Here is a 23234-nt window from a genome sequence, read left to right on the forward strand (position 1 = left end):
TCAAACGGGAGAGCGTATATCGGCGGCATTATGCCACAGCGCAGTACCAAGTGGGGTCAGGAAGAGGGTTTGTTATCATTGCTGGCGTCGCTGCTATCTTCTTCATGCGGCTCCGCATCACCCGACTCGTCGGCTTGGCCAGGCTGATTCAAGGTTTTTTGCCAAAAACGCATGTTTTCTTCGGTTAGCTCACGCATAAATTCCAACGGTGTATTGCGCATTGCCTGCTTCCACTGGCTCTGCAGGCGTTTCTGTTGCTCCAACATCAGTTGGGTACCCTGCTCGAGATAACGCGACAGCGGCAGTGGTGAGGTCATATCGTAAACACGGATTAACTGCGCTAGCAGGTCGTTAGAAAACACTTCCGCTTCGCTGTCAGCCTGTTCCTGCTCGATAATGATAGAGAGCAGAATAGTACGCGTCAGGTCTTCTCCGCTTTTGGCATCTTCGACCTTAAACGGCTCTTCTTCGATGATTAAACGGCGCAGGTCCTCCAGCGTCACATAGCGACTCTGCTGAGTATCATAAAGCCTGCGATTTGCATATTTGCGAATTACGCGCACGGCGCATCTCCTTAAACGCGATAGGGACTTTTTATTCCCGGTACTGGTATTGTGCCTGCACCACGCGCCCATGCAAGCCACCTTAATAGTTTAGCAAGGCGTACCGTGCCTGCTTTGTGACCAATAGACCACCATTATGAATTTGATACTGCTCGATCCTAACGACCTCACCGACGATGGCCACGTCTGCATCACCGACCCACGTCGACTGACACACCTGCTCAATGTCCATCGCTCGGCACCCGGCGACCTGCTAACCGTGGGTGTTCAAGGCGGCTCAATGGGTAAAGCGATGCTAAAAGAACTCACCGCTGAGCGCGCGTATTTCCAATTAGAAACCCTCAACGAGCCACCACCACCACCGCTACCCGTGCATTTGGTATTGGCCTTGCCCCGCCCTCGCATGTTGGCGCGTACGTTAGAGCACGTGACGTCACTGGGCGTCAAAGAGATCACCCTGTTGCATACTAAACGGGTTGAGAAGAGCTACTGGCAGTCTCCAGAGTTACGCACGGATAAAATTCACCAGCACTTGGTACTCGGCTTAGAGCAAGCCCGCGACACGCAGCTACCCTCGGTAACCCTAAGCAAAGGCTTTCGCCCTTTTTTGGAGCAGCAGTTGCCTGGCTTACTCAGCAAACGCCGCGGACTGGTGGCCCATCCTGGCATGCCAAATGCCTGCCCAAGGGGCATCAGTGATCCGACCTTGCTATTGGTAGGCCCAGAGGGCGGTTTTATCGCTTGGGAGGTAGAGCAGCTAATGTTGGCAGGCTGCGAGGGAATGCATCTTGGCCCGCGCATTTTACGCGTTGAAACAGCCGTGACTGCTCTTCTTTCACGGCTGTTTTAAACCTCATTGTTGAGTTAGTTTTGTATAAATCAGGACTGATGCTCTTTCGGGTCGTGGGGAACAAGGGTAGCGTTTTCTCCACACCCAGGCTCTTGCAAGAAGGTTCTACTCACATCCAGCAAGCCAAGGTGACCAATGGTACGACGGCCGAGCAGCAGCGGATAATTCATCTCTTCACGGTCGCGCAGGCTAAACTGCTCTTCGTAAATGGTATCGCCCATACAAACTTCCAACAGCACCACCGGGCGCTCGTCGCGGCCGCCTGCACCGCGAACAGCCAATTCTCGATAGAGCGGCCGCTCAATTTGATCACTGAAGACTTCGCCACTTGCCTGGTCCTCGAGCTTCAAACGAAAGCGTACCCACTCCTCATCATCCTGCTGGAACATCTCAATATCGCGGGCGTCCAGCGAGGAGGTTAGTGCTCCGCTATCAAGCTTGGCTTTCACCTCGATATTCCAGGGTTGCAGGGTCGCTTTTTCAACCCAACCGAATACCTGGTCATCATCCGCCATCGCCGTGGAAGCAGACAGCCCAGCACCTAACAACACGACACCTAACAACACACGGCTAAAAAACATTTTACCCATCAACTGCATAACATCATCCCTGGAAAGTAAGAGCACCCTTTAAACACTGCTTACTGCGAACGCTGACGTAGCCTTTCAAGCAGCTCCTGGGTGGCAAAGCCATCCGGTATTAACCCTTGATCGCGCTGAAAGTTCCGCAAACCTTGCCGCGTATTGGGCCCCATGATGCCGTCCGCGCCGCCTACTGAGTATCCTACACGGTTTAACGTGCGCTGAAGCTCTTGAACATCGTCACGGGTAAGTGGCGCTTGATCTCGCGGCCAGTTGTGCTGAATACCATCACGTCCGGCAATTGCATCCCCCAGTGTCGCTACGGCCAGCGCATAACTGGTGGCATTGTTATAGCGTAAGATCGCACGGAAGTTAGCGCCTACCAAAAAGGTAGGGCCATCAGCGCCAGCAGGTATAACAATGGCTGCGCTAGCAAAGTTCGGCAATTCGCCCTGCTGAGCCTGCACGCCCTGACTGCGCCACTCGGCGCTGCTGCGTCGCTCGGTCTGAGCGTAATCAAACCCTTCGGGTAGGCGTACCTCTGCCCCCCAAGGTTGGCTGGCTTGCCATCCAGCCCGGGCAAGATAGTTGGCCGTTGATGCCATTACGTCAGGAATACTACCCCAGATATCGCGCCGCCCATCACCATCACCATCCACCGCGTAAGCTTCAAAGCTGCTGGGAATAAATTGGGTATGGCCCATGGCTCCTGCCCAAGAGCCTTTCATCTGCTCTGCGGCGATATCACCTTGGTCAATAATACGTAGCGCCGCGAGCAGTTCGCCCCGGGCAAAATCACGGCGCCGACCATCGTAAGCCAGTGTCGCAAGGGACTCCAAGGTCGAAAAATCACCAAAATTACTGCCGTAGTTACTCTCGATACCCCAAATGGCGACAATAATTTCGGCGGGCACCCCATAACGCTGCTGCATTTGCTGCGCGGTATGGCGGTGGTCAGCCAGTTTTTCCCGCCCGTTATTAATACGCGTGGACGAAACCGCGGTATCCAGGTATTCCCAAATAGGTCGGACAAATTCGGGCTGGTATCCGTCGAGTTCAATTACACGCTCACGATAACGAACGCCATCCAGCGCTTTTCTTAGTGTCGCTTCGCTGATCCCTTGGCCAGCAGCATACTGACGAAAGTCTTGAAGCCACTGCTGGAAATTAGCATAGCTAACCTCTGTGGCAGCCTGGGAATCCACTTCTGACATCAGTTGAGGATTAGCGAGTGCTCCGCTTGCTGCAAAAGGAGTACTTATTGCTGCTATTAATGAGGCACACAACAGGGGGCGGCAACGCCGCCCAATAGAAAAATCACCAGACATTATTTCGATCCTTGGGCAGTCCTTGGCATAACAGGGATGATGGCCTAGAAAAGAGCTAGATACTAGGGCCTGGCAGAAGGTGACGACTACTTTATAACGCTCGCCACAGCGGGCGGCTCGGCTAAACTGCCTGCCTCACAGGGCGGAATCAACCACCGCTCCCACTGCTCGGGTAAAACGCAGGGAGCTTCAAACGCCAAGGGGTCTGCACGCCACGGCTGGTGACGCGCTAAACCATGGGGTAGCTTTTCAAGCGGCTTCAGCCAATGAGCAACATACAGGCCCTGAGGATCGTAATGTCCTGCCTGCTTTAGCACGTTAAAGTAACGATCCTGGCGTGGATCGCGCCCAACACCGGCAATATAGCGCCAATTCCCCCAGTTACTGGCCACATCATAATCAATCAGGCAGTGCTCAAACCATAACGCCCCCAAACGCCAATCTACCTTTAAGTCTTTAACCAAAAAGCTGGCCACGTTTTGCCGGGCACGATTGGATAGCCAACCAGTGTGACGAAGTTCCAGCATAGCAGCATCCACAAACGGCAGACCCGTGTCGCCATTACGCCAAGCATCGAAAGCAGCACATGGCTTATCAGTCTGGCGGGAGCCAAACAACGTCTCCTCTTCCAGCTGGGCGGCGCGGATAAAATACTCCCGCCAGAGTAGCTCGAAGGTAATCCAGTAGCTCGATTCATTACTGCCGTTTTCCGCTTCCCACGCCTTCACCGCGTCATTGACTTGGCGAGCAGATAGGCATCCCCGCGCCAGCCAGGGTGAAACACGCGTTGAAAAATTAGCCCCCAACAGCCCGTTGCGGGTTTTCTTGTACGTTTCTCCGCCCTGCTGATCCCACAAGTAATCCTTCAAGCGCCCATGTGCCGCTGACTCTCCACCCCAATATGCGTAGCCTTGGCGGGGATCGGGCTGCCAATTAGCGCTCTGCTCACAGACGGCTTTTAGCGGAGGAAACCCCCTAGGCGCCTCAGGCCAGGGTGGCAACGTTACTGGGGCGCAGCGACTGACGGGGACAGTGCATACTCCCTCAACTCTGCGCCTAAAGGCAGAAAAGCTCGCAGGCAGCGCTTCGCGTTCAAAAGGCAGTGCCTGTCGATCAATGAGTCGTCCACTCTCTAAGCAATCAAACGCAGTGTGGCTAGGCAGCCCTTGCTCAACCGCCTGAATATGTGCGCTTTCCTCAACCCCTGCATGGTCAGCAACGCGTACCTGTCGTGCGTTAAGCGTTGACGCCAGTTCAATCACCACATCGCTGGGCTTACCAATTCGCACCAGCAAGTCGCTACCGCGCCGCAGAAGCTCACCACGTAATTCCATTAAGCTTTGCCATAAAAAGCGCAAGCGCGCAGGCCCAATACGCGGCGTCGATTCGCCGTCAAATAACGGCGAGAACCACTGCTCGTCTACGACGTACAGACACAGTAGGTAACAAGGAGAGGAGACAAAGTGTAAAAGAGGATTATCAGCAATACGCAAGTCGTCTTGCAGCCAGACAATATCAATCGTGCTGTTCATGCTCGTGCCTCCTTGAGGTGCTTTGATGCCCTGTGCTAGTTGCTAATCTTTTTGGTTGCCTAGCACTACGACGGCACCGCTCGCTGCAGTAACGCACCTCGTCCCAACAGCGCGCCCATTTTTTCCGCCAAGTAAACGGTCGCTGGCATTGAGCACAGTTTTTTTGCGGCATGTGGTGTTTGCGTCGCATGGTCACGTTTAATCACATTTTTGCGGGGCAAGGTGTAAAACATGAACACATTATCTTATACAGTATAATTATTGTACATGATTTTTATTGTACAGGATTTATTAAGGACGAACTAATCACCCGCGTCTAAATACATCCCATCTCCAGACGCAAAAAAGCCACCCGAAGGTGGCTTTTTTGCGATTATTCAATGGCTACGACGTGGCTTGCTCTAGGAGCCTGTCCGGCTTGGCCGATCGTCGCGAGAAGCACGGCTTTTGAGCCAAATTTATCGATCGATTGAGGCGAATAGCGCGCTATTTAACGAAATCGATCGAATAAAGTTGGCAAAATGCCGGGATTCGCAGTAGATCAGTGTTAAGTCGGACAGGCTCCTAGTCAGGATCCGTCTCGCGGGGCTGGCGCTTGGCGTTTTCCTGGGTTTCCAAGCCACTTTTCAACTCATGCGTTAAAGGATCATAGTTGGGGCGTAACTCATCTTTTACGGTACCACTCCACAGCTTGGAGCCGACAAAGTACCCGGCCCGGCCAATCACGTGGGCCGCCACTGGGGCGGTCATCAGGATAAACACGATGATGGCGAACGAACGTGCCACGATCCCCACTTCAGCAAAGTGCATAGCGGCCGCCAACATAATTAAGATGACGCCTAATGCCGCGGCCTTGGTGGTGGCATGCATGCGGGTTAACAAATCAGGCAACCGTAGAAGCCCGACTGAGGCAAGCAGTATAAATAGCGCACCACCGATAATTAACGCGCCCTTTATGAAATCAATCATCCCTTGGGCCTCCCCTTTCCAAAAAGCGCGCAAACGCAATGGCTGCTAAGAATCCCATCAATGCAATCACAATGGCGGCATCCAGAAAGCTAGCCACATCAGACTTGATGGCATAGACACCGACTAATCCCACCACGCTGGTAGAAAAAAGCTCTAACGCCACAACGCGATCAGGCAGGCTCGGGCCGCGCACCACACGAACAAAAGTAAGAATAAGCGCCAAGCTCATGATGACTTGGCTTATTAAAATGACGGTATCCATTATCGAAACAGCTCCAAAGCACGGTGCTCCATCTCTTTTAAGTTGCGCCGTAGCTCCTCCTCGTTGTCTAAAAACATTGCGTGGATATACAAGACCTTACGGTCATCCGACACATCCAGACTCAGCGTTCCTGGTGTCAGTGAAATTAGATTGGCCACCATAGTAATTTCCATTTCGGTGCGTGCAGAAAGCGGCATCGCGATGACCCCAGGTTTCATATGCCAAGGCGGAGTTACAATGTCGAAAGCGACGCGCAAGTTGGCTTGAACTAATTCTTTTAGAAAAAAACCAATAAAGCCGATGAAGCGCGGCACACGCGCCGGGTAGCCCTTCAAAGAGTCGAGTTGAGGCTCAATCAATACCAGGGTGATATAGCCAAATATCAACCCGACAAGGAGGTTTAAGCCGGTGAAATCACCGCTTAACAATACCCATGCAAGACCTAGCAGTAGATTCCAAATAGCACCGGTCATGGCGCTTCCTCCTCGGCGTTAGCCCCTGGTGCGGCTACCCCTGACGATGGTTCCAGCAGTACATCATCTGCACTGGCTGCTACCCCTAGCACCGCTTCAATATACCCCGAGGGTTCGAACAGTTGATCACCAATACCCATCATCACCCACATGATCGGCTCTGCAAGCACACCAATGAGCAGTGAACATAACGCCAAAACCATTACCGGCAAATACATCATCCACAGACTGGGCTTTAACAGCCGTCCGTCGTCGCCCTTAGGCGTGGTGGTTTCAGGCACATGATTATCTTCCGGGAGAGACTTCCAAAACACCTCATTCCAAATTTTCACCATTGAGTAGAGCGTCATTAACCCCACGGCCAGCGCAATTCCGATAACGACATAGGCTTCCACCTCTAGGCCGGCGCGCACAATCACAAACTTGGCAAAAAAGCCTGACAGCGGCGGTATCCCCGCCAACGAGAAGGCAGAAAGAAAGAACGCCACGGCAAGCCAAGGGCGTTCTCGGTACAGCCCGCCCATTTTTTTAAGCTGATAGGTTCCCTGCAAACGATGGGTGATACCACTGATTAAGAAGAGGTTGGTCTTCACCACCATATTATGCACGATAGCAAACACGCCGCCGGCAATTGCTAGAGGGGTGTACAACGCCAAGCCTAAAATCATATAGCCGATCTGACTAACGATATGAAACGACAGTATTCGCCTAAATTCATATTGAGCCGCAGCTCCGAGCACGCCCGTTACCATGGTAAATGCAGCGCCCCAGAGCATAATGTCCTGGAGATAGCCCATGGTTTGATCGAATATCAGCGTGAAGACACGGAACATCGCATAAACACCCACCTTGGTGAGCAGCCCGGCAAACAGTGCTGAAACGGCGACCGGCGGTGTGTGATATGAGGCAGGCAACCAAAAAAACAGCGGGAAGGCGGCCGCTTTAATCCCGAAAGCCACCATAAACATGACCGCAAGCACTTCGACCATGCCAGTGTGTTCCGCCTCATCCATACGCAGCGCAATGTCTGCCATGTTGAGTGTACCCACCATGCCATAAAGCAGCCCCACCGCGGTCAGGAAGATGACCGATGCCAACAGATTCAGGGTCACGTACTTAATTGCCCCCTCCATCTGCGCCCGTTCACCGCCTAAGATCAGTAGCGCAAAAGAGGCCACCAGCATGACCTCAAACCATACATAAAGGTTAAAGATGTCGCCGGTCAAAAATGCGCCCATCACCCCGGCGAGCAGCAAGTGCATTAACGGGTAGTAGCCAAATTTTTCGTGACCGCGGCCAGTGGTGGCCAGCGAGTAGATGCCCATTGCCAAGCCGATAATCGCGGTCATCAACACCATCACCGCGCTCAACAAGTCAGCAATTAAGGTAATTCCAAAGGGTGCTGGCCAGCTACCCATCTGCATAGTGACGTAGCCATCCGACAACGTCGCTACAAACAACCACAAACTAACCATCAGCAGCGCAATATTGCCTGCTACGGCCACAAAGCGTTGCATCGGTCGCGAACGCCAAAACAACAAAGAAATTGCCCCTGACAGCAAGGGCAAGAGGACGGGAAGAGCAACTTCAGGCCTCACGTATCAGTATCCTTCATCTTATCGAGATCATCGGCCTTAACCACTTCGTAGGCACGTCGAATCAACACCACGGCAAAGGCAAGCACCCCGAAAGCAATCACGATCGCCGTCAGCACGACCGCTTGGGGTAACGGGTCTGCCACGCCGCTAGGCGGCTGCATCATCCCTTCGGGGATAAGCGGAGGTGCCCCACGGGTCATGCCCGCCGTGGTAAAAATAAGTAAATTGGCGGCATTAGAGAGCAGCATCAAACCAATCACCAATTTGACGATAGAGCGGCGCAACATCATAAAAATAGCCGTCGCATAGAGCAGGCCAATCGCCACTGCCATTAATGGTTCCATGCTGTACCTCCTATTAACTCAAGGCTCATCCTTGTCGACCTCCATCAGCGTCATCACCATCCCGGTGACCGAACCCAACACGGCAAAATAGACACCTATATCGAAAATCAGCGGTGTGGATGCCTTAAAGTCGATAACCGGAATAGTCCACCACTGAGCGGTCAAAAAAGGTTGGCCCATAAACCAGGCTGGAACTACCGAGATCATTCCCAGCAGCAAGCCAACGCCAATCAAATCGCGAGGATCGACCATCCGCAGCACCTCTTTAGTAGCGCTTACCCCGAAGGCAAATAGATAGAGCGTAAATGCCCCCGCCGCCACTAAGCCGGCAATAAATCCACCGCCCGGCTCATCGTGCCCTCTCAACAGCAAGAAAACAGAAAATAGCAATTGCAGCGGCATTAAAAAGCGCGCGGCGGTGTTAAGAATAATTGTGCCTGACTTAACCATCGTAAGGCTCCTTGGCAGCTACTTTGCTGCTATCGGCGGTTTTTGAATCGCTGTTTTCCCCATGACGTAGCTTTAACATGGCAATAACGCCGATCGCGGCGAGCGCTAACACGAACATCTCACCTAATGTATCCAAGGCACGATAATCGACTAAAATGACGTTGACGATATTGCGGCCATAAGCCAAAGGCGCACTGTTCTCAATCATATAGGTCGAAATCGGTTCAAACTGTTGAATGCTCCACGCGGTCATAATCAACAGGCATATCAAGATACCCACCATAGCGGCCACCACGCCGTCGCGTATGCGCTCCAGACTGGTGGAGAGATTTGAGAAGCGCGGTAGGCGGAACAGCACCAGCACCAGCAAAATGACCGTTAAGGTTTCTACCAGCAGTTGAGTAATCGCCAAATCTGGCGCACTAAACAGAATAAAAATCAACGCAATAGAGAAACCCATTATCCCGACCGACACCACTGCCCCCAGCCGAGATCGAGAAATGGTCGCAAATAGAGCGCCCATCACCATACTCCCCACCACGACCACCTCATGAAAACGGACATCCAGGTCAAAGGCGAACTGCGGTGAGTGGCGCAGCAGAATTGAATTACCGATGAGTGCGATAAGCGTGATTAACATCACCAGGATGTAGTTGCGCATATAACCGTTTTGCAGTAGCCGTGTTTGCCACTCTGAGAAGCGCACAATGCCATTCATTATGCTTTCATATCCGGCCTCGGGGCCATGGCGCATCACTGGTGCCAACACAGAAAGCTTGCCACGCACGCTGTCCCAACGCTTAAACAGCAAAAAGCCTAAGCCAAGGCTAATGATCGACATTATCAACGCGACGTTGATGCCATACCAAAGCGACAGCGCCACCTCTATCGTTTGCCCGGATATCACCGTGGCGGTTGCCGTTAATAACGCATCGGCACCCAGCACAGCAGGGATCAGGCCCAGCAGAAGTGACCCTAACGCGAGCAGCGCAGGCCCTATTAGCATGCTAAACGGCGCTTCATGAGGCTCAAGCGGGGTGTGATGACGTTTACCGTAAAAAGGCCGTAACGCCACAATAAAGGCAACGGCGATGGTCAAGATAGAGGCGAGGAAAGCGAACAGTACCAGCAGCATTCGGAAGTTATCGGCACCGAGTACTGATTCAAGCATTAACTCCTTACCGATAAAGCCGAGTAGCGGCGGCACACCGGCAAACGAGAGCGCGGCAACCAAGGCAATGGTGGCGGTGATCGGCATCAGAGAGCGTAGCCCACCCATCTGAGTGACATCTTTAGTGCCGGTTTCATGATCGAGAATGCCAGCGACCATAAACAGCGCGCCTTTATATAAAGAGTGCGCCAACAGAAAAGTCACAAAGGCGGTCATCGCATACTCAGTACCGATACCCAATAGCATCGTTAGCGTGCCCAGCGCCATTATGGTCGAGTAGGCCAGTAGCTTTTTGATATTGGTATGGTGAATCGCTAGAAACGCGCCAACCAGCATCGTGGTCGCGCCGACCACGGAAAGAATGCCGACCCACATTGCCGTACCGCCCAGCTCTGGGTGTAAGCGCGCCAGCAGATAAATACCCGCTTTCACCATAGTGGCAGAGTGCAGGTAGGCCGAAACCGGTGTCGGCGCCGCCATGGCATTGGGTAACCAGAAGTGAAACGGAAACTGAGCCGATTTGGTGAAGGCACCCAGCAGCAAACAGATCAGCATAGGTGTGTAGAGCGCATGTTCACGCAGGTCGGCCTCCTGGCCCAGAATCTCCGCCAGCGACCAGCTGCCACTGGCTATCCCCAACAGCACCAGCCCAGCCATTAATGCTAATCCGCCCGCTACGGTAACGAATAAACCCTGCCGCGCTGATTTACGTGCATTAATGTCAGCGTGATTAAAACCAATCAGCAAATAGGAGGTAATGCTGGTCAGTTCCCAGAAAATAAATAGCGTAAACAGACCGTCAGCTAACACCAGCCCCAGCATAGACACCATAAAGGCGACTAAGGCGATATGAAATCGAGCAAGATCAGGGTGATCTTTAAGGTAGCCACCGGCATACACCAGCACACAGGCGCCCATAACGGTAATCAACAGCCCAAACAGTAGCGACAAACCGTCCAGCAGGAAGGTAAGGCTGATGCCCAGCGAAGGCACCCACTGCCACTCTAAAAGCAGGCTGCCGTTCTCAATGACCTCTGGGGCTTGGAGTGCCAACCACGCGGCCAGCCCGGTAGGAAACAGGGCCAGCACAAGACTGGTGCGCTGACCAAACCAGCGGTTCAACATTGGCGACAGTGCCGCCAGCACGAAACCCATTAAAACGGCGAATTGTATCAAGCGAAACCTCCTGAATAACGAAAGGCTCACCATCAGACAGCGGCTAAAGCCCAGGCATCGTGCCTTACCACTGGCATGCCAGCGTTGAATAATAGTGATTCTAAAGTTGTACACCTTATAACAGTCAGTTTTGGCTGACCAGTCAAACCCTTAAACGCAAACAGCCGCAGGCGTCTTAATTCGCACTGCGGCTGTTGTGAGCTAGCTTTTACGACAAATAATATGCTAGGAGCCTGTCCGACTTAGCACTGATCTACTGCGAATCCCGGTATTTTGGCCAACTTTATTCGATCGATTTCGTTAAATAGCGCGCTATTCGCCTCAATCGATCGATAAATTTGACTCAATATCCGTGCTTCTCGCGACGATCGGCCAAGCCGGACAGGCTCCTAGGGGGCCGATAGCCATCCTGCTAATTCATTATTGATGACCGCTAACAGTGCCTCAATATGATCATCGCGGTCATTCAGGCAAGGTATATAGCTGAACGTTTCGCCACCCGCTTCCATAAAGCTATCGCGGATCTCCTCTTCGATCTCTTCCAAGGTTTCGACACAGTCGGAAGAGAAGGCTGGGGACATAATCGCAATGTGTTTATGCCCCTGCTCGGCGAGTTCCGCCACATGCTTAACAGTTTGCGGGCCGACCCATTTCTCGGGGCCAAACTGCGACTGGAAAGCGGTATCAACCTCCTCTTTGCTAAAACTAAGCTTCTCGCGGAGCAGCCGCGTGGTTTTCTGGCACTGGCAGTGGTAGGGATCACCCTCCATCAGGTAGCGCTCAGGAACGCCATGGTAGCTGGCTACCAGCTTAGTTGGCCGGGTTGTGAAACCGTCGTAGGCTTCTTGCACCGAATTGGCCAAGGCCTGAATGTAGGCGGGATGATCGAAATAAGCGGGCACTGTACGTATATAGGGCTGCCACTTCATTTTCATCAAGGTGCGAAACGCCTGATCATTCGCCGTCGCCGTGGTGGGTGAACCGTACTGCGGATAGAGCGGGAAAAATACGATTCGCTCGCAGCCTTTCTCTTTTAAGCGTGTCAGCACGCTTTCCGTCGAAGGATTGCCGTAACGCATGCAAAAATCGACTTCGACGTCGTCGCCGTAAAGCGCCTTTAAGCGTGCGGTCATTTTTTCTGTCTGGGCACGCGTGGTCGTCAATAGCGGGCTTTCGTTTTTTTCATTATTCCAGATCCCCCGGTAGGCCTTGCCCGACGAAAACGGACGTTTAGTCAAAATAATCAGCTGTAGCAACGGTTGCCATTTCCAACCGGCATAGTCAACCACACGCTTATCAGAAAGAAATTCATTGAGGTAGCGACGCATTGACCAGTAGTCGGTGGCATCCGGGGTTCCCAAGTTCGCTAGCACAACGCCCACTTTGGCACGCGGTACCGGCGGATGATCGCTGGGTGCATGGGCCAAGCGGCCCTCGCCCGGCTGATCCTTGACGACATTCTCGGTCATTACTCATGCTCCTGAAAAATAGCGGTGTCACTAAAGCCAATACAGACTAACTAAATGCTACCACTTTTCTGCAAAGTGGCGGCATAAAGTTATACTATCGGCATTATTTGTATAACTACAGGCCAACTCATGTCCAAGCCTTTGCTTTTGGTGCTCGGCGACCAGCTATCTTTTTCATTAACAACGCTGCAAGACGCGCCCGCTAATGCGGTCGTCGCCCTGTGCGAAGTTGCCGAAGAAGCGCGCTATGTGCCGCATCATATTCACAAAATCGGCCTCTTTTTGGCAGCCATGCGTCACTTTGCCCAGTCACTGCGCGAAAAAGGCTTTCAAGTGCACTACAGCGCTCTGGATGACGCGGATAACTGCCACTCCATCATTGAGGAAGCCGAACGCATCGCCCAACAGTATGGCTGCGATGAGATACGCGTTGCCCGACCTGGCGAATGGCGGCTGTGGGAGACGATGCAGCAGCGCGAAAACTCAACAACCCCCTGGCGGCTACTTGAGGATGAGCGCTTTTTCACCACACCCGATGACTTTACCCAGTGGTCAAGCGGCCGCAAACAGCTGCGTCTCGAGTACTTTTACCGGGAACAGCGCAAGCGTACCGGGCTCTTAATGGAGGGCAACGAGCCCGTTGGCGGCAAGTGGAATTTTGACCACGACAATCGCCAGCCTATCAAAGCTGCACTGGATTTCCCTGAGCTACCTCAACATCACCAGGATGCACTCACCCAAGAAGCGCTCAGCGATGCCAAACGCCACTTTAGCGACCATATGGGTTCATTGGCGAACTTTAACCTCCCGGTGACACGGCGGCAGGCATTAGTGGATCTAAAACACTTTATGCAGCATGGATTGGCCCAGTTTGGCTGCTATCAGGATGCGATCAGCGATTCGGCACCCTACCTGTATCACTCTCGGCTCTCAGCCGCGATGAACATCGGCTTGCTGTCGCCCCATGAAGTCTGCGCAGCCGCCGAGCAGCGCTACTATGACGGCGATGTGCCGATCAACGCCGTCGAAGGGTTTATCCGCCAAATCCTTGGCTGGCGCGAGTACGTGCGAGGGCTCTACTGGACACAAATGCCCAGCTACAAAAGCGCTAATCAGCTAGGTTTTGAGCGCAATCTACCGACGTTTTACTGGGACGCGGACACCGATATGCGCTGCCTACAGCGTGCTATTCAGATGACCATCGACAATAGCTACGCCCATCATATTCAACGACTGATGGTCACGGGCAATTTCGCCCTACTCTGCGGGGTTAAACCCGAAGCGCTTTGCGACTGGTACTTGGCGGTTTATGCCGATGCCAGCGAGTGGGTAGAGCTGCCGAATACGCTGGGAATGGTGTTGCATGCCGACGGCGGCTTAATGGGCTCCAAGCCCTACTGCGCCTCGGGTAAGTATATCGACAAAATGTCCGATCATTGTCAGCACTGCCGTTATTCTCCCAAGCAGGTCACTGGCCCCAAGGCCTGCCCTTTTAACAGTCTTTACTGGCACTTCCTTGAAACCAACGCTGAGCGCCTGAATAAGAATCCGCGCATGAAGCTGATTTACGGCTCGCTGAACCGCATGACCGATGAGAAGCGTGAGGCTATCCGCCAACAGGCTGAGCACTTTTTGGATCAACTGGAAACATCGCCTGGCTACGGGCAACTCTGCCACACAGCAGGCTATGCGAATACCACAAGCGATACCAATACGATCGATACCGATAAGGAGCCACAATGAGCCGCTACAGACCTCTGTACGCGTCAACGCCGGTCACGCTGTTTCACGATGGTCACTGCCCCTTCTGTCAGCAGGAAGTCGCGTGGCTGGAAAAGCATCGCCATCGGGAACACATCGCGCTAGTGGATATTCAGGCCAGTGACTTTAACGCCCAGGAGTATGGACATGAATTTAATGCCATGATGGGGCAATTGCACCTGCGTGATAGCCAAGGGAAGTGGTACGTCGGGATGGATGCCAGCCGTGCCCTCTATGCAGTGTTGGGCTACCGGCGGCTGGTGAAGCTATCGTGCTTACCGGGTTTATACGGCGTAATGAACGCCGGTTATCGATTTTTTGCCCGTCGCCGGATACGGCTTGGGCGGTGGTGGGAAAAGCATCAGGCTAAACGCAGTAAATAAACGCTAATGAGCTGGTTGATCAAAAGACTAACGGCATACGCGATGTAAGCGGCTCACTGTAGTGCGCATCGCGACCGATCACTTCATCGTGTGGCACGTGCTGTACTAAGTAAGCGCGATGAATTCCGGCCCGCTTAAGCTCCATATAAGCATCGTCCAGCGAGCGAAATAGTATCGGCTTGGCACGTTGCGTCAACATATGGCGCTCGCCTTCAACGTCTTCCAGCTCAACCTGATAAAAACGGCTGCCCGCATGGGTAATGACGCGAATTTCAAAGTTGTCGTGACTGGCGACAAACTGCTTAAGATCCTTCAGTTCCATGGTTCCCTCCTATTATTTGGCTATTTCAGGCGATATATCATCAGGGCACAGCATGACTGCCCCCGATGACACTTCTGTTGCCTGATTATTGCAATGTAATGACAATAAGCAATAACTAGACATTAATAGCTAGGAGGTCAATAGTGCAAGAGAGTTCCTGACCGTAAGGTCAAGACATCAATCGGTCATTGATATTCAGAGGGGTCGATGGCTTTACCAAGCGAATTGCGGTCAATCCAGTTTCCGCCTTTAGTCTCTTTATAGCGGAACACGACCTTGTCTCCCACCGTGACGGGTAATTCGCCGTCTTCGGTCTGGTAGCTATATTTCTCGCCTGCCACAACCAAATGGTAACGATAGAGGTCTGGCATACCCAACCACTCTTTGAAAGGGCCTTCTCGCTCTATCGCCTCTAGTTCCCCGCGACCTTCTAACTTAGGAAGACGCTGCCGGTTCCCGCGCCGAAATCCACCTGCCATTTGCTGCTCCCGTTTTTACCTATCGATTTTACCTATCGTGGGTGGGGCATTATACGAACTCGCTCCCCATCCTCAAGTGACTCATCACTAAGCTATCTATAAAAGCGGTCTTTACGAACTAGTCGCCAAAGGCTTGACCGTAGCTATCCGGGGCCAAATCCTCAAAGCGGGTATATTTGCCGATAAACGCCATATGCACCGTGCCGATAGGGCCATTACGCTGCTTACCGATAATTAACTCAGCAATACCCTGATTGTCGGGATTATCTGGATTATAGACTTCATCGCGATAAACGAAGGCAATGACGTCCGCATCCTGCTCAATCGCTCCAGATTCCCTAAGATCCGACATGACCGGACGCTTGTTGGGACGCTGCTCCAAGGAGCGGTTCAACTGGGAAAGCGCCACTACGGGGCAATTAAACTCTTTCGCCAGCCCCTTCAAGGAGCGTGAAATCTCGGAGATCTCTCCGGTACGGTTTTCACTAAAGCCAGGGATCTGCATCAACTGAAGATAATCGATCATCACCAGCGCGATATTGCCATGTTCACGCACCACACGGCGCAACCTAGAACGCATCTCATTAGGCGATAAGGCTGCGGTGTCGTCGATAAACAGCTGCTTGTCTTTTAGCAGATTGACAGCGGAGGTTAAGCGCGGCCAATCCTCATCCTCCAATTGACCGGTACGCACGCGTGTTTGATCAATCCTGCCCAGCGACGACAACATCCTCAGCATTAGCGATTCTGCGGGCATCTCCATTGAGAACACCATGACAGGCTTGTCGCTGGAAATAACCGCATGCTCAACTAAATTCATGGCGAAGGTGGTTTTACCCATTGAGGGACGCCCTGCAATAACCACCATATCCGAAGGCTGTAAACCGGTTGTCATTTCATCCAGGTCACGAAAGCCGGTCGAAAGCCCAGTCATCTCACCTTTAAGGTTAAACAACTCATCAATACGATCAACAGCTTTGGTCAATAGATCACTCATGCCGATAGGGCCACCCGTTTTGGGACGCTCCTCGGCAATTTGGAATACCAGCCGCTCGGCTTCGTTGAGCAATTCATCAGCCGGGCGTCCCTGGGGGGTAAAGGCACTATCGGCAATTTGATTAGCGGCACGGATCAGCTTACGCAGCGTTGCCCGCTCACGCACGATATCAGCGTAGGCGCGAATATTGCTGGCAGAGGGTGTGTTACGGGCGAGTTCAGCCAGAAACGCCAGGCCGCCTACCGTATCCAAATGATCACGCGCTTCTAGCGCTTCGGAAAGTGTCACCACATCTAGTGGCTGACCGGCTTCAGCCAGATGAATCATCACGTTAAACACCAAACGGTGCTCATAGCGGTAGAAATCATCAGCGACTAACCGCTCTGAGACGTTATCCCAGGCCTGATTGTCTAGCATGAGCCCGCCGAGTACCGATTGCTCTGCCTCCAACGAATGCGGCGGCAGTTTTAACGCTGCCGTTTCTTTATCAGCAGAAGGCTGGTCCTGCATAGCGAACTCCTTTAAACACTACTGCGTAGCCGGTGAAGATGCTTATCTTAGCCGCCGACATACAGCGCGACTACCAGCATGATGAAGACATTGTCTTAAAATACCCAGCTGGGATGAACTAGATAATTTAGGCAACACCCGGAAACAGCTAGGGCCTGTTGACGTTTCATCGCGAACCGCGTTGCACCACAAAGCGCGCCAGGCAAGGCGCAAAACGCAGGGAAGGGTGGTTCCCTTTTCAAGTTTTGCAACGCCGCATGGCGCGCTTTGTGGTGCAACCCGAAGGGCTGGGCCCGTTTTTACCCGCGGCGGCGTTAGTCGTCGTTCATTTGGAATAACCAAACCTCTCTCCTCCTGCCTTGCCGCGAATAAAAACGGGCTCCAGCGCGGCCGTGAGTGAAACGTCAACAGGCCCTAATACCAGAAAAACAAAAGGCGCGGGAAAATACCCGCGCCTTTTGAGGCAGCTATATTAGCTACAGCTAGTGACCACTTTACGTCGTTACTAACTTAATTACTCTCTACAATTACTCTGCAACTACCACGACGCGTACAACAGCATCCACTTCAGCGTGCAAGTGAAGGGTGATGTCGTATTCGCCGGTTTGGCGAATCGGGCCAGTCGGCATACGGACTTCGCTCTTGACAACATCGATGCCAGCAGAGGAAATCGCGTCGGCCAGGTCACGCGGACCGATAGAACCAAACAGTTTGCCTTCATCGCCTGCTTTGGAAACCAAAGACAGCTCAATGTCGTTTAGCTGCTCTGCGCGCGTTTCGGCTTCTACCTTACGCTCAGCGGCTTGCGCTTCGAGCTCAGCACGCTGTGCTTCAAACGCTTCGATATTATCTTTGGTGGCCGGTACGGCTAAACCGTAAGGCACCAAGTAGTTACGACCATAACCAGGCTTCACGGTGACCTTGTCACCCAGGCCGCCCAGCTTACCAATGTTGTCGAGCAGAATGACTTCCATCTCGTAAACCTCTTGTCAGTTGCTGCGGGCAAGGCGTGCGCGAACGTTCGCGAATGTATCAATCAGCCCCAACAGCAGCACAATGAGAATCGTGGGCCAGGTCGTGATCAGTAGCACATAAAATGCTACCAGCCACAGCCCGTTCATCCCCTTTATTCCAATAAACCCGTGCACTAACGCAACGCCAGCTACCAACAGCGGAATCCAACCAAGCATGGCCAGCGCATGGGCGCCTAGCAGCATGCCTATCACCCCAATGACGACCAGCACGGCCAGCTCTTTAGGGGTCAAGCGCAGTGAATGAAACTCTTCGCGAAAGCCACCTGGGTTGTACAACCCAGCTTGCCAACTACGCGCAAGCGCCAAACACACGATTGCTGCCAATAACACCACAAGCCCGGTCACTCCACCCACTACCAGTGCGGCAATGGTTTGAGTATCGTAGCCTTGATTGGCAAATTCCGTGAGCATGCGATCCACTTCTTCTGAACCTTCTCGCAACTGCTCAAGCATTAGCTCAGTACCACCTGGCGGACTGAAAATGCCAAGCTGAACCATGACAGCGGCGACCACAGCCCCCACTATCAAAGTTTCACCCCAACGCATCCTCTCGCGCAGGATAACGGCCATCAGCGTTACCAGCAGTATGCAAGTAAGCGGAATCACGTCACCCTGGGCCCACCACCAGCCGGCCGGTAGTGCTGCGGCGATGATCACCGGCAGCGCAGGTGCAAAACCTTTGCGCAACGTCGTCAACGCGGCGATGGCTGCTCCTAACCAGAACAGCCAAGGCACTAGCGTTGCCAGGGCCGCCCCGCCTGCAGCGTAAGGCGTGCCCCGCATCAGCCATCGGGCTAGTGCCAGCATCACGTTAAACGCTTACTGGTGGCTATCGGAGTAGGGTAACAGTGCCAAGTAGCGCGAGCGCTTAATAGCGGTCGCCAACTGACGCTGATAGCGTGCTTTGGTGCCGGTAATACGGCTTGGAACGATCTTGCCGGTTTCGGTAACGTAGGCCTTCAGTGTGTCCAGATCTTTGTAGTCGATCTGCTTGATGCCTTCAGCGGTAAAGCGGCAAAACTTACGGCGACGGAAAAAACGTGCCATGGACTAGCTCCTTAAAACGTGCAGTGAATAAAATCAGGCAGTTTCTTCTTCTTCAGCGCGCGGTTTTTCTTCGCGACGCGGACGTTTTTCTTCTGCCGGTTTCATCATCGGGGAAGCTTCAGTAACAGCTTCTTTGCAGCGAACAACCAGGCTGCGGATAATGGCGTCGTTGTAACGGAAGATATTCTCGATCTCGTCGAGGGTCTCGCCGGAACATTCGACGTTCATCAGCACGTAGTGGGCTTTGTGGATCTTGTTGATCGGGTAAGCCAAGTGACGACGGCCCCAATCTTCGAGACGGTGCACAGTGCCGCTGTTTTCGGTAACGATGCTGGTGTAGCGCTCAACCATCGCTGGCACCTGCTCGCTTTGATCCGGGTGGACCATAAACACGATTTCGTAATGACGCATGGGATCTCCTTGCGGTTTGACAGCTTCCTTTGTGTGCTGGTGCGAGACGCAGTCAACGACGACAGGGAAGCAAGGAGTTAACTGAAGTGCTCCGCCACCGCGCTAGGCGGTCACCGGGGCATCAAACAGAACTTTTATTTCAACGACTGTTTTTAACGACAGTTTTCAACAACAGTTTCAATTACTAATTCTCACAGCTAACGCCCGCTTGCAGACAAACGGGCGCATGTATCTTAGTAGTACGGCGGTTAACTTGCAAGCTGACGCTGACGGACAGCCTCAAACAGGCAGATACCGGTAGCCACTGAAACATTGAGGCTCGATACCTCACCCGCCATGGGCAACTTAGCAAGGTTGTCGCACGCTTCGCGAGTTAAGCGGCGCATGCCCTTGCCCTCTGCCCCCATCACCAGTGCGGTGGGGCCGGTCATATCGATGTCAAAGACGCTCGCCTCAGCCTCACCGGCCGTACCGGTTATCCAGACACCGGCATCTTTTAGCTTTGCAAGGGTGCGCGCCAAGTTAGTCACTTGATAAACCGGCACCACTTCAGCAGCACCACATGCCACTTTGCGCACCGTTGCATTGAGCGGCGCGGCTTTATCCTTCGCTACAATCACCCCGTGGGCACCGGCTGCATCCGCGCTGCGCAGACAGGCACCAAAATTATGCACGTCCGTCACGCCATCCAGAATCAGCAACAGCGGCGGTGTATTCGAGGGCCAGGCGCGTAGCTTAAGCCAAAGCGACTCTTCACCCTCAGGAGTTAACGGCGGACAAAACGCCACCACTCCCTGATGAGCCGCGCCCTGGGTTAACTGATCAAGCAGGTCACGCGGCTGCTCTTTCACTCGGGCGCCATGTGCTTGAGCATAGGCAACCAAGTCTTTTAAGCGACTCCCTGCCCCCTGCTGCACCCAAAGTTCACGAGGTGCTTCACCTCTGTCTAGCAGGCTTTGCAGCGCATGAACCCCATATACCTGATCCAGGCCATCGGGGGTCTTGGGACCCCGCCGTGAAGACGCTGACTTCATGCTCAGCCCTTATTCGGTGATGGTTTACGTGGGCCATTCCGTGTACGGCGCGGGCCGCGACGCGTAGCGGGCTTCTCGCTATTGGATGATTTATCACCAGCCGCTTTGGCACTATCATCTTTAACACCAGCACCTTTAGCACCAGCACCTTTAGCACCAGCACCTTTAGCACGTGCACCCTCTTCCCCACCGCGGCTCTTACGCGGCTGGCGGCGGGGGCGCGGCTTCTCGTCATTCAGACCAAAGTCAATCTTGCGGTCATCCATATCGACACGCGCCACCTGAACAGTAAGGCCATCGCCTAAGCGGTAGGTCGTACCGGTGCGCTCGCCTTTAAGGCGGTGCTTCTCAGCTTCGTAGTGGTAGTAATCCGAAGGCAGCGACGTCACGTGAACCAAGCCTTCCACGTAGAACTCATCTAGACGAACAAAGAGACCAAACTGAGTGACCGAAGCAATGGTGCCTTCGAACGTCTCGCCGAGCTTGTCAGACATAAACTCGCACTTCAGCCAACTCTCTACATCGCGGGTAGCTTCATCGGCGCGACGCTCAGTCATTGAGCAGTGCTCACCCAGCTCAAGCATCTGCTCGAAGGTATACGGACACCACTTGCTTGGCGGCTCAACTGGCGCATCCTCTACGCGCAGTACCGTATTGGTCTGGCGCGGACCGCGAATCACCGAACGAATGGCGCGGTGTACCAGCAGGTCAGGGTAGCGACGTATCGGCGAGGTAAAGTGGGCGTAGGCCTGGTAGGCCAAACCAAAGTGCCCTTCGTTCTGCGGTGAGTAGACCGCCTGATTCATCGAGCGCAGCATAACCGTCTGGATGATATCGAAATCAGGGCGGTCGGCAATCGTTTCACGCAGCGCCTGGTAGTCCTGCGGGGTGGGCATATCGCCGCCGCCGACCGCAAGGCCCAACTCATTCAAGAACAGACGCAGCTTATCAAGCCGTTCAGGTGTTGGCCGCTCGTGGATACGGTAAAGCGCCGGCAGGTCATGCTTATCCAGGAAGCGCGCGGTCGCCACGTTGGCCGCCAGCATGCACTCCTCAATTAGCTTATGTGCATTGTTGCGGCTACGCGGAACGATTTTTTCGATTTTGCGCTCATCGTTAAAGATAATCGCCGTTTCAGTGGTATCAAAATCGATCGCGCCACGCTCAGCCCGCGCTTCGCGCAACAGGTAGTAAAGTTCTTCCAGATTTTGCAGCGGCTTAACTAGCTCGCTGTGTTCTGAGCGTAGCGCCTCGCCCTCTTCGCTCTTTTCGTCGAGAATCGCGGCTACCTTGTTATAGGTAAGGCGAGCGTGGGAATTCATTACTGCTTCATAGAAGCGGTAGCGGCTAATCGCACCGGTTTGCGAAATATTCATCTCGCACACCAGCACCAAGCGATCCACATGTGGATTCAGCGAACAGAGCCCGTTTGACAGCAGCTCCGGCAGCATGGGAACGACTTGACCGGGGAAATAGACCGAGTTACCCCGGGTGCGGCCTTCATTATCCAGCGCCGTGCCTGGGCGGACGTAGTGGGAAACATCCGCGATGGCGACGAGCAGCTTCCAACTACCGGATTTGGTTTTCCACGCACACACCGCATCATCAAAGTCTTTGGCTGACTCATCGTCAATAGTGACCAGCGGTACGTCACGCAGGTCGACACGATGCTGCTTATCCTCTTCCAGCACTTCGGCTGAAATACCACCAATTTGATCAAGCACTTCTGGCGGGAATTCAGCTGGAATATCGTAACTACGAATCGCAATATCAATTTCCATACCGGGATCCATGCGATCGCCCAGCACTTCGATTACTTCACCCACGGGCTGAATCCGAGTCGCCGGTTGCTGGACGATTTTGGCAGAGATTACCTGACCATCTTTAGCGCCACCGGTGGCACTATGGGGAATAATCACTTCCTGGGTAATACGCGGGTTTTCCGGTATCAAAATACCAAACTCTGGCGTATTACTGCGGTAAACGCCGACAATTGTTTGCGTGTTGCGTGCGATAACATCGGCAATAGTTGCCTCATCACGTCCACGGCGATCGCGTCCGCTAATTCGCGCCAACACATGGTCACCGTGAAAAACGCGCCGCATTTGGCGCGGCGGCAACACTAGGTCTGGCTTTTTGCCATCATCGCGCAGCAGAAAACCAAAGCCATCACGGTGTCCGAGCACCTTGCCTTTGACTAGGTCGAGCTTGTCGATCAGTGCATAGGCGCCTCGACGGTCACGCAGTACTTGGCCATCTCGCTCCATCGCTGCTAAACGGCGCCTGACGGCTTCTATAAGCTCTTCGTCTTCCAGCCCCAGCATACGGCTCATATTTTCGTGGGCGATCGGTTTGCCATAGGCTTCTAAAGCCGCAAGCAGATACTCCCGGCTCGGTGCTGGGTTGCCATATTTATGCGCCTCGCGCTCGGCGTGCGGATCATCACTTAATGTCCAATACTTCATGCGATCAACATCCTTAATGGCGTCA

General features: G+C 53.4%; 25 protein-coding genes. 3 read left to right on the plus strand and 22 right to left on the minus strand.

Translation table 11 applies throughout. The annotated features are described in order from the left end of the window. Positions 1 to 56 precede the first annotated feature (56 nt). Positions 57 to 563: a polyhydroxyalkanoate synthesis repressor PhaR gene (phaR, locus tag KUC_RS11205; RefSeq protein ID WP_007113315.1), complete on the minus strand. Its 507-nt coding sequence runs from the start codon at positions 561 to 563 to the stop codon at positions 57 to 59. 136 nt (positions 564 to 699) lie between these two features. Here phaR and KUC_RS11210 point away from each other — a divergent pair, with 136 nt between their 5' ends. Continuing rightward, the gene (locus KUC_RS11210; protein ID WP_007113316.1) at positions 700 to 1413 is read left to right on the plus strand and encodes a 16S rRNA (uracil(1498)-N(3))-methyltransferase; all 714 of its coding nucleotides are present in this window, start codon (positions 700 to 702) and stop codon (positions 1411 to 1413) included. A 29-nt stretch (positions 1414 to 1442) separates the two neighbouring features. Here KUC_RS11210 and rloA3 read toward each other — a convergent pair whose 3' ends face one another. From rloA3 to hemH, 12 genes are all read right to left on the minus strand, one after another. Beyond that, a complete protein-coding gene (gene rloA3 / locus KUC_RS11215; protein ID WP_007113317.1) occupies positions 1443 to 2012 on the minus strand; it encodes a retropepsin-like aspartic peptidase RloA3 in 570 nt (189 codons plus the stop codon). A gap of 41 nt (positions 2013 to 2053) precedes the next feature. After that, positions 2054 to 3322: a lytic murein transglycosylase gene (locus tag KUC_RS11220; protein ID WP_007113318.1), complete on the minus strand. Its 1269-nt coding sequence runs from the start codon at positions 3320 to 3322 to the stop codon at positions 2054 to 2056. Between the two features lie 86 nt (positions 3323 to 3408). Continuing rightward, on the minus strand, positions 3409 to 4854 hold the full coding sequence (locus KUC_RS11225; RefSeq protein ID WP_007113319.1) for a DASH family cryptochrome: 1446 nt from the start codon (positions 4852 to 4854) through the stop codon (positions 3409 to 3411). Further along, positions 4838 to 5044: a DUF2256 domain-containing protein gene (locus KUC_RS20215; protein ID WP_083825780.1), complete on the minus strand. Its 207-nt coding sequence runs from the start codon at positions 5042 to 5044 to the stop codon at positions 4838 to 4840. The genes KUC_RS11225 and KUC_RS20215 overlap by 17 nt, the downstream gene beginning before the upstream one ends. Positions 5045 to 5418: 374 nt before the next feature. After that, a complete protein-coding gene (gene mnhG, locus KUC_RS11230) occupies positions 5419 to 5823 on the minus strand; it encodes a monovalent cation/H(+) antiporter subunit G (RefSeq protein ID WP_007113321.1) in 405 nt (134 codons plus the stop codon). Then, entirely contained in the window at positions 5816 to 6085 is a 270-nt protein-coding gene (locus tag KUC_RS11235) for an MrpF/PhaF family protein (RefSeq protein WP_007113322.1), read from the minus strand. Before KUC_RS11235 ends, mnhG begins: the two co-directional genes overlap by 8 nt. Then, positions 6085 to 6558, minus strand: a complete 474-nt coding sequence (locus KUC_RS11240; RefSeq protein WP_007113323.1) for a Na+/H+ antiporter subunit E — start codon at positions 6556 to 6558, stop codon at positions 6085 to 6087. The genes KUC_RS11235 and KUC_RS11240 overlap by 1 nt, the downstream gene beginning before the upstream one ends. After that, a complete protein-coding gene (locus KUC_RS11245; RefSeq protein WP_040480707.1) occupies positions 6555 to 8156 on the minus strand; it encodes a Na+/H+ antiporter subunit D in 1602 nt (533 codons plus the stop codon). The genes KUC_RS11240 and KUC_RS11245 overlap by 4 nt, the downstream gene beginning before the upstream one ends. Next, positions 8153 to 8500 (minus strand): Na+/H+ antiporter subunit C, encoded by a 348-nt coding sequence (locus tag KUC_RS11250; protein WP_007113325.1) that lies wholly within the window; start codon positions 8498 to 8500, stop codon positions 8153 to 8155. Before KUC_RS11250 ends, KUC_RS11245 begins: the two co-directional genes overlap by 4 nt. A gap of 18 nt (positions 8501 to 8518) precedes the next feature. Further along, the gene (locus KUC_RS11255; protein ID WP_007113326.1) at positions 8519 to 8950 is read right to left on the minus strand and encodes a Na+/H+ antiporter subunit B; all 432 of its coding nucleotides are present in this window, start codon (positions 8948 to 8950) and stop codon (positions 8519 to 8521) included. Further along, positions 8943 to 11294 carry a putative monovalent cation/H+ antiporter subunit A gene (locus KUC_RS11260; protein ID WP_040481020.1) on the minus strand — a complete coding sequence of 784 codons (2352 nt, stop codon included), beginning with the start codon at positions 11292 to 11294 and terminating at the stop codon, positions 8943 to 8945. Before KUC_RS11260 ends, KUC_RS11255 begins: the two co-directional genes overlap by 8 nt. Positions 11295 to 11686: 392 nt before the next feature. After that, positions 11687 to 12766: a ferrochelatase gene (gene hemH / locus KUC_RS11265; protein WP_007113328.1), complete on the minus strand. Its 1080-nt coding sequence runs from the start codon at positions 12764 to 12766 to the stop codon at positions 11687 to 11689. 129 nt (positions 12767 to 12895) lie between these two features. On the opposite strand from hemH, the gene KUC_RS11270 reads away from it, so the two are divergent. Both KUC_RS11270 and KUC_RS11275 read left to right on the plus strand, forming a co-directional pair. Beyond that, the gene (locus KUC_RS11270) at positions 12896 to 14509 is read left to right on the plus strand and encodes a cryptochrome/photolyase family protein (RefSeq protein ID WP_007113329.1); all 1614 of its coding nucleotides are present in this window, start codon (positions 12896 to 12898) and stop codon (positions 14507 to 14509) included. Then, positions 14506 to 14910, plus strand: a complete 405-nt coding sequence (locus KUC_RS11275; protein ID WP_007113330.1) for a thiol-disulfide oxidoreductase DCC family protein — start codon at positions 14506 to 14508, stop codon at positions 14908 to 14910. Before KUC_RS11270 ends, KUC_RS11275 begins: the two co-directional genes overlap by 4 nt. A 19-nt stretch (positions 14911 to 14929) precedes the next feature. Here KUC_RS11275 and KUC_RS11280 read toward each other — a convergent pair whose 3' ends face one another. From KUC_RS11280 to rnr, 9 genes are all read right to left on the minus strand, one after another. Beyond that, entirely contained in the window at positions 14930 to 15232 is a 303-nt protein-coding gene (locus KUC_RS11280; RefSeq protein WP_007113331.1) for a DUF6482 family protein, read from the minus strand. A 185-nt stretch (positions 15233 to 15417) separates the two neighbouring features. Beyond that, positions 15418 to 15711, minus strand: a complete 294-nt coding sequence (locus tag KUC_RS11285) for a hypothetical protein (RefSeq protein WP_022522725.1) — start codon at positions 15709 to 15711, stop codon at positions 15418 to 15420. Between the two features lie 118 nt (positions 15712 to 15829). Further along, positions 15830 to 17218, minus strand: a complete 1389-nt coding sequence (gene dnaB, locus KUC_RS11290; RefSeq protein ID WP_007113333.1) for a replicative DNA helicase — start codon at positions 17216 to 17218, stop codon at positions 15830 to 15832. A 527-nt stretch (positions 17219 to 17745) separates the two neighbouring features. Beyond that, positions 17746 to 18192 (minus strand): 50S ribosomal protein L9, encoded by a 447-nt coding sequence (gene rplI, locus KUC_RS11295; RefSeq protein WP_007113335.1) that lies wholly within the window; start codon positions 18190 to 18192, stop codon positions 17746 to 17748. A gap of 15 nt (positions 18193 to 18207) precedes the next feature. After that, a complete protein-coding gene (locus KUC_RS11300; protein ID WP_040480710.1) occupies positions 18208 to 19059 on the minus strand; it encodes a hypothetical protein in 852 nt (283 codons plus the stop codon). A 12-nt stretch (positions 19060 to 19071) separates the two neighbouring features. Further along, entirely contained in the window at positions 19072 to 19299 is a 228-nt protein-coding gene (rpsR, locus tag KUC_RS11305; protein ID WP_007113337.1) for a 30S ribosomal protein S18, read from the minus strand. A gap of 33 nt (positions 19300 to 19332) precedes the next feature. Further along, positions 19333 to 19710 carry a 30S ribosomal protein S6 gene (gene rpsF / locus KUC_RS11310; RefSeq protein ID WP_007113338.1) on the minus strand — a complete coding sequence of 126 codons (378 nt, stop codon included), beginning with the start codon at positions 19708 to 19710 and terminating at the stop codon, positions 19333 to 19335. Between the two features lie 248 nt (positions 19711 to 19958). Then, positions 19959 to 20744 carry a 23S rRNA (guanosine(2251)-2'-O)-methyltransferase RlmB gene (gene rlmB / locus KUC_RS11315; RefSeq protein WP_040480712.1) on the minus strand — a complete coding sequence of 262 codons (786 nt, stop codon included), beginning with the start codon at positions 20742 to 20744 and terminating at the stop codon, positions 19959 to 19961. Between the two features lie 2 nt (positions 20745 to 20746). After that, positions 20747 to 23209 carry a ribonuclease R gene (gene rnr / locus KUC_RS11320; RefSeq protein WP_040480714.1) on the minus strand — a complete coding sequence of 821 codons (2463 nt, stop codon included), beginning with the start codon at positions 23207 to 23209 and terminating at the stop codon, positions 20747 to 20749. Between the last annotated feature and the right edge of the window lie 25 nt (positions 23210 to 23234).

It is taken from the genome of Vreelandella boliviensis LC1 (assembly GCF_000236035.1).
GTDB classification, from domain to species: Bacteria; Pseudomonadota; Gammaproteobacteria; order Pseudomonadales; family Halomonadaceae; genus Vreelandella; species Vreelandella boliviensis.

Coding starts and splice junctions, on each gene's coding strand:
- rlmB (WP_040480712.1), bottom strand. CDS start 20,744: ATGAAGTCAGCGTCTTCACGGCGGGGTCCCAAGACCCCCGATGGCCTG.
- mnhG (WP_007113321.1), bottom strand. CDS start 5,823: ATGATTGATTTCATAAAGGGCGCGTTAATTATCGGTGGTGCGCTATTT.
- KUC_RS11235 (WP_007113322.1), bottom strand. CDS start 6,085: ATGGATACCGTCATTTTAATAAGCCAAGTCATCATGAGCTTGGCGCTT.
- KUC_RS11225 (WP_007113319.1), bottom strand. CDS start 4,854: ATGAACAGCACGATTGATATTGTCTGGCTGCAAGACGACTTGCGTATT.
- KUC_RS11210 (WP_007113316.1), top strand. CDS start 700: ATGAATTTGATACTGCTCGATCCTAACGACCTCACCGACGATGGCCAC.
- rpsF (WP_007113338.1), bottom strand. CDS start 19,710: ATGCGTCATTACGAAATCGTGTTTATGGTCCACCCGGATCAAAGCGAG.
- KUC_RS11280 (WP_007113331.1), bottom strand. CDS start 15,232: ATGGAACTGAAGGATCTTAAGCAGTTTGTCGCCAGTCACGACAACTTT.
- KUC_RS11270 (WP_007113329.1), top strand. CDS start 12,896: ATGTCCAAGCCTTTGCTTTTGGTGCTCGGCGACCAGCTATCTTTTTCA.
- KUC_RS11220 (WP_007113318.1), bottom strand. CDS start 3,322: ATGTCTGGTGATTTTTCTATTGGGCGGCGTTGCCGCCCCCTGTTGTGT.
- KUC_RS11300 (WP_040480710.1), bottom strand. CDS start 19,059: ATGCTGGCACTAGCCCGATGGCTGATGCGGGGCACGCCTTACGCTGCA.
- KUC_RS20215 (WP_083825780.1), bottom strand. CDS start 5,044: ATGCGACGCAAACACCACATGCCGCAAAAAAACTGTGCTCAATGCCAG.
- rloA3 (WP_007113317.1), bottom strand. CDS start 2,012: ATGCAGTTGATGGGTAAAATGTTTTTTAGCCGTGTGTTGTTAGGTGTC.
- KUC_RS11240 (WP_007113323.1), bottom strand. CDS start 6,558: ATGACCGGTGCTATTTGGAATCTACTGCTAGGTCTTGCATGGGTATTG.
- rplI (WP_007113335.1), bottom strand. CDS start 18,192: ATGGAAGTCATTCTGCTCGACAACATTGGTAAGCTGGGCGGCCTGGGT.
- hemH (WP_007113328.1), bottom strand. CDS start 12,766: ATGACCGAGAATGTCGTCAAGGATCAGCCGGGCGAGGGCCGCTTGGCC.
- rnr (WP_040480714.1), bottom strand. CDS start 23,209: ATGAAGTATTGGACATTAAGTGATGATCCGCACGCCGAGCGCGAGGCG.
- KUC_RS11285 (WP_022522725.1), bottom strand. CDS start 15,711: ATGGCAGGTGGATTTCGGCGCGGGAACCGGCAGCGTCTTCCTAAGTTA.
- rpsR (WP_007113337.1), bottom strand. CDS start 19,299: ATGGCACGTTTTTTCCGTCGCCGTAAGTTTTGCCGCTTTACCGCTGAA.
- KUC_RS11250 (WP_007113325.1), bottom strand. CDS start 8,500: ATGGAACCATTAATGGCAGTGGCGATTGGCCTGCTCTATGCGACGGCT.
- dnaB (WP_007113333.1), bottom strand. CDS start 17,218: ATGCAGGACCAGCCTTCTGCTGATAAAGAAACGGCAGCGTTAAAACTG.
- KUC_RS11255 (WP_007113326.1), bottom strand. CDS start 8,950: ATGGTTAAGTCAGGCACAATTATTCTTAACACCGCCGCGCGCTTTTTA.
- KUC_RS11275 (WP_007113330.1), top strand. CDS start 14,506: ATGAGCCGCTACAGACCTCTGTACGCGTCAACGCCGGTCACGCTGTTT.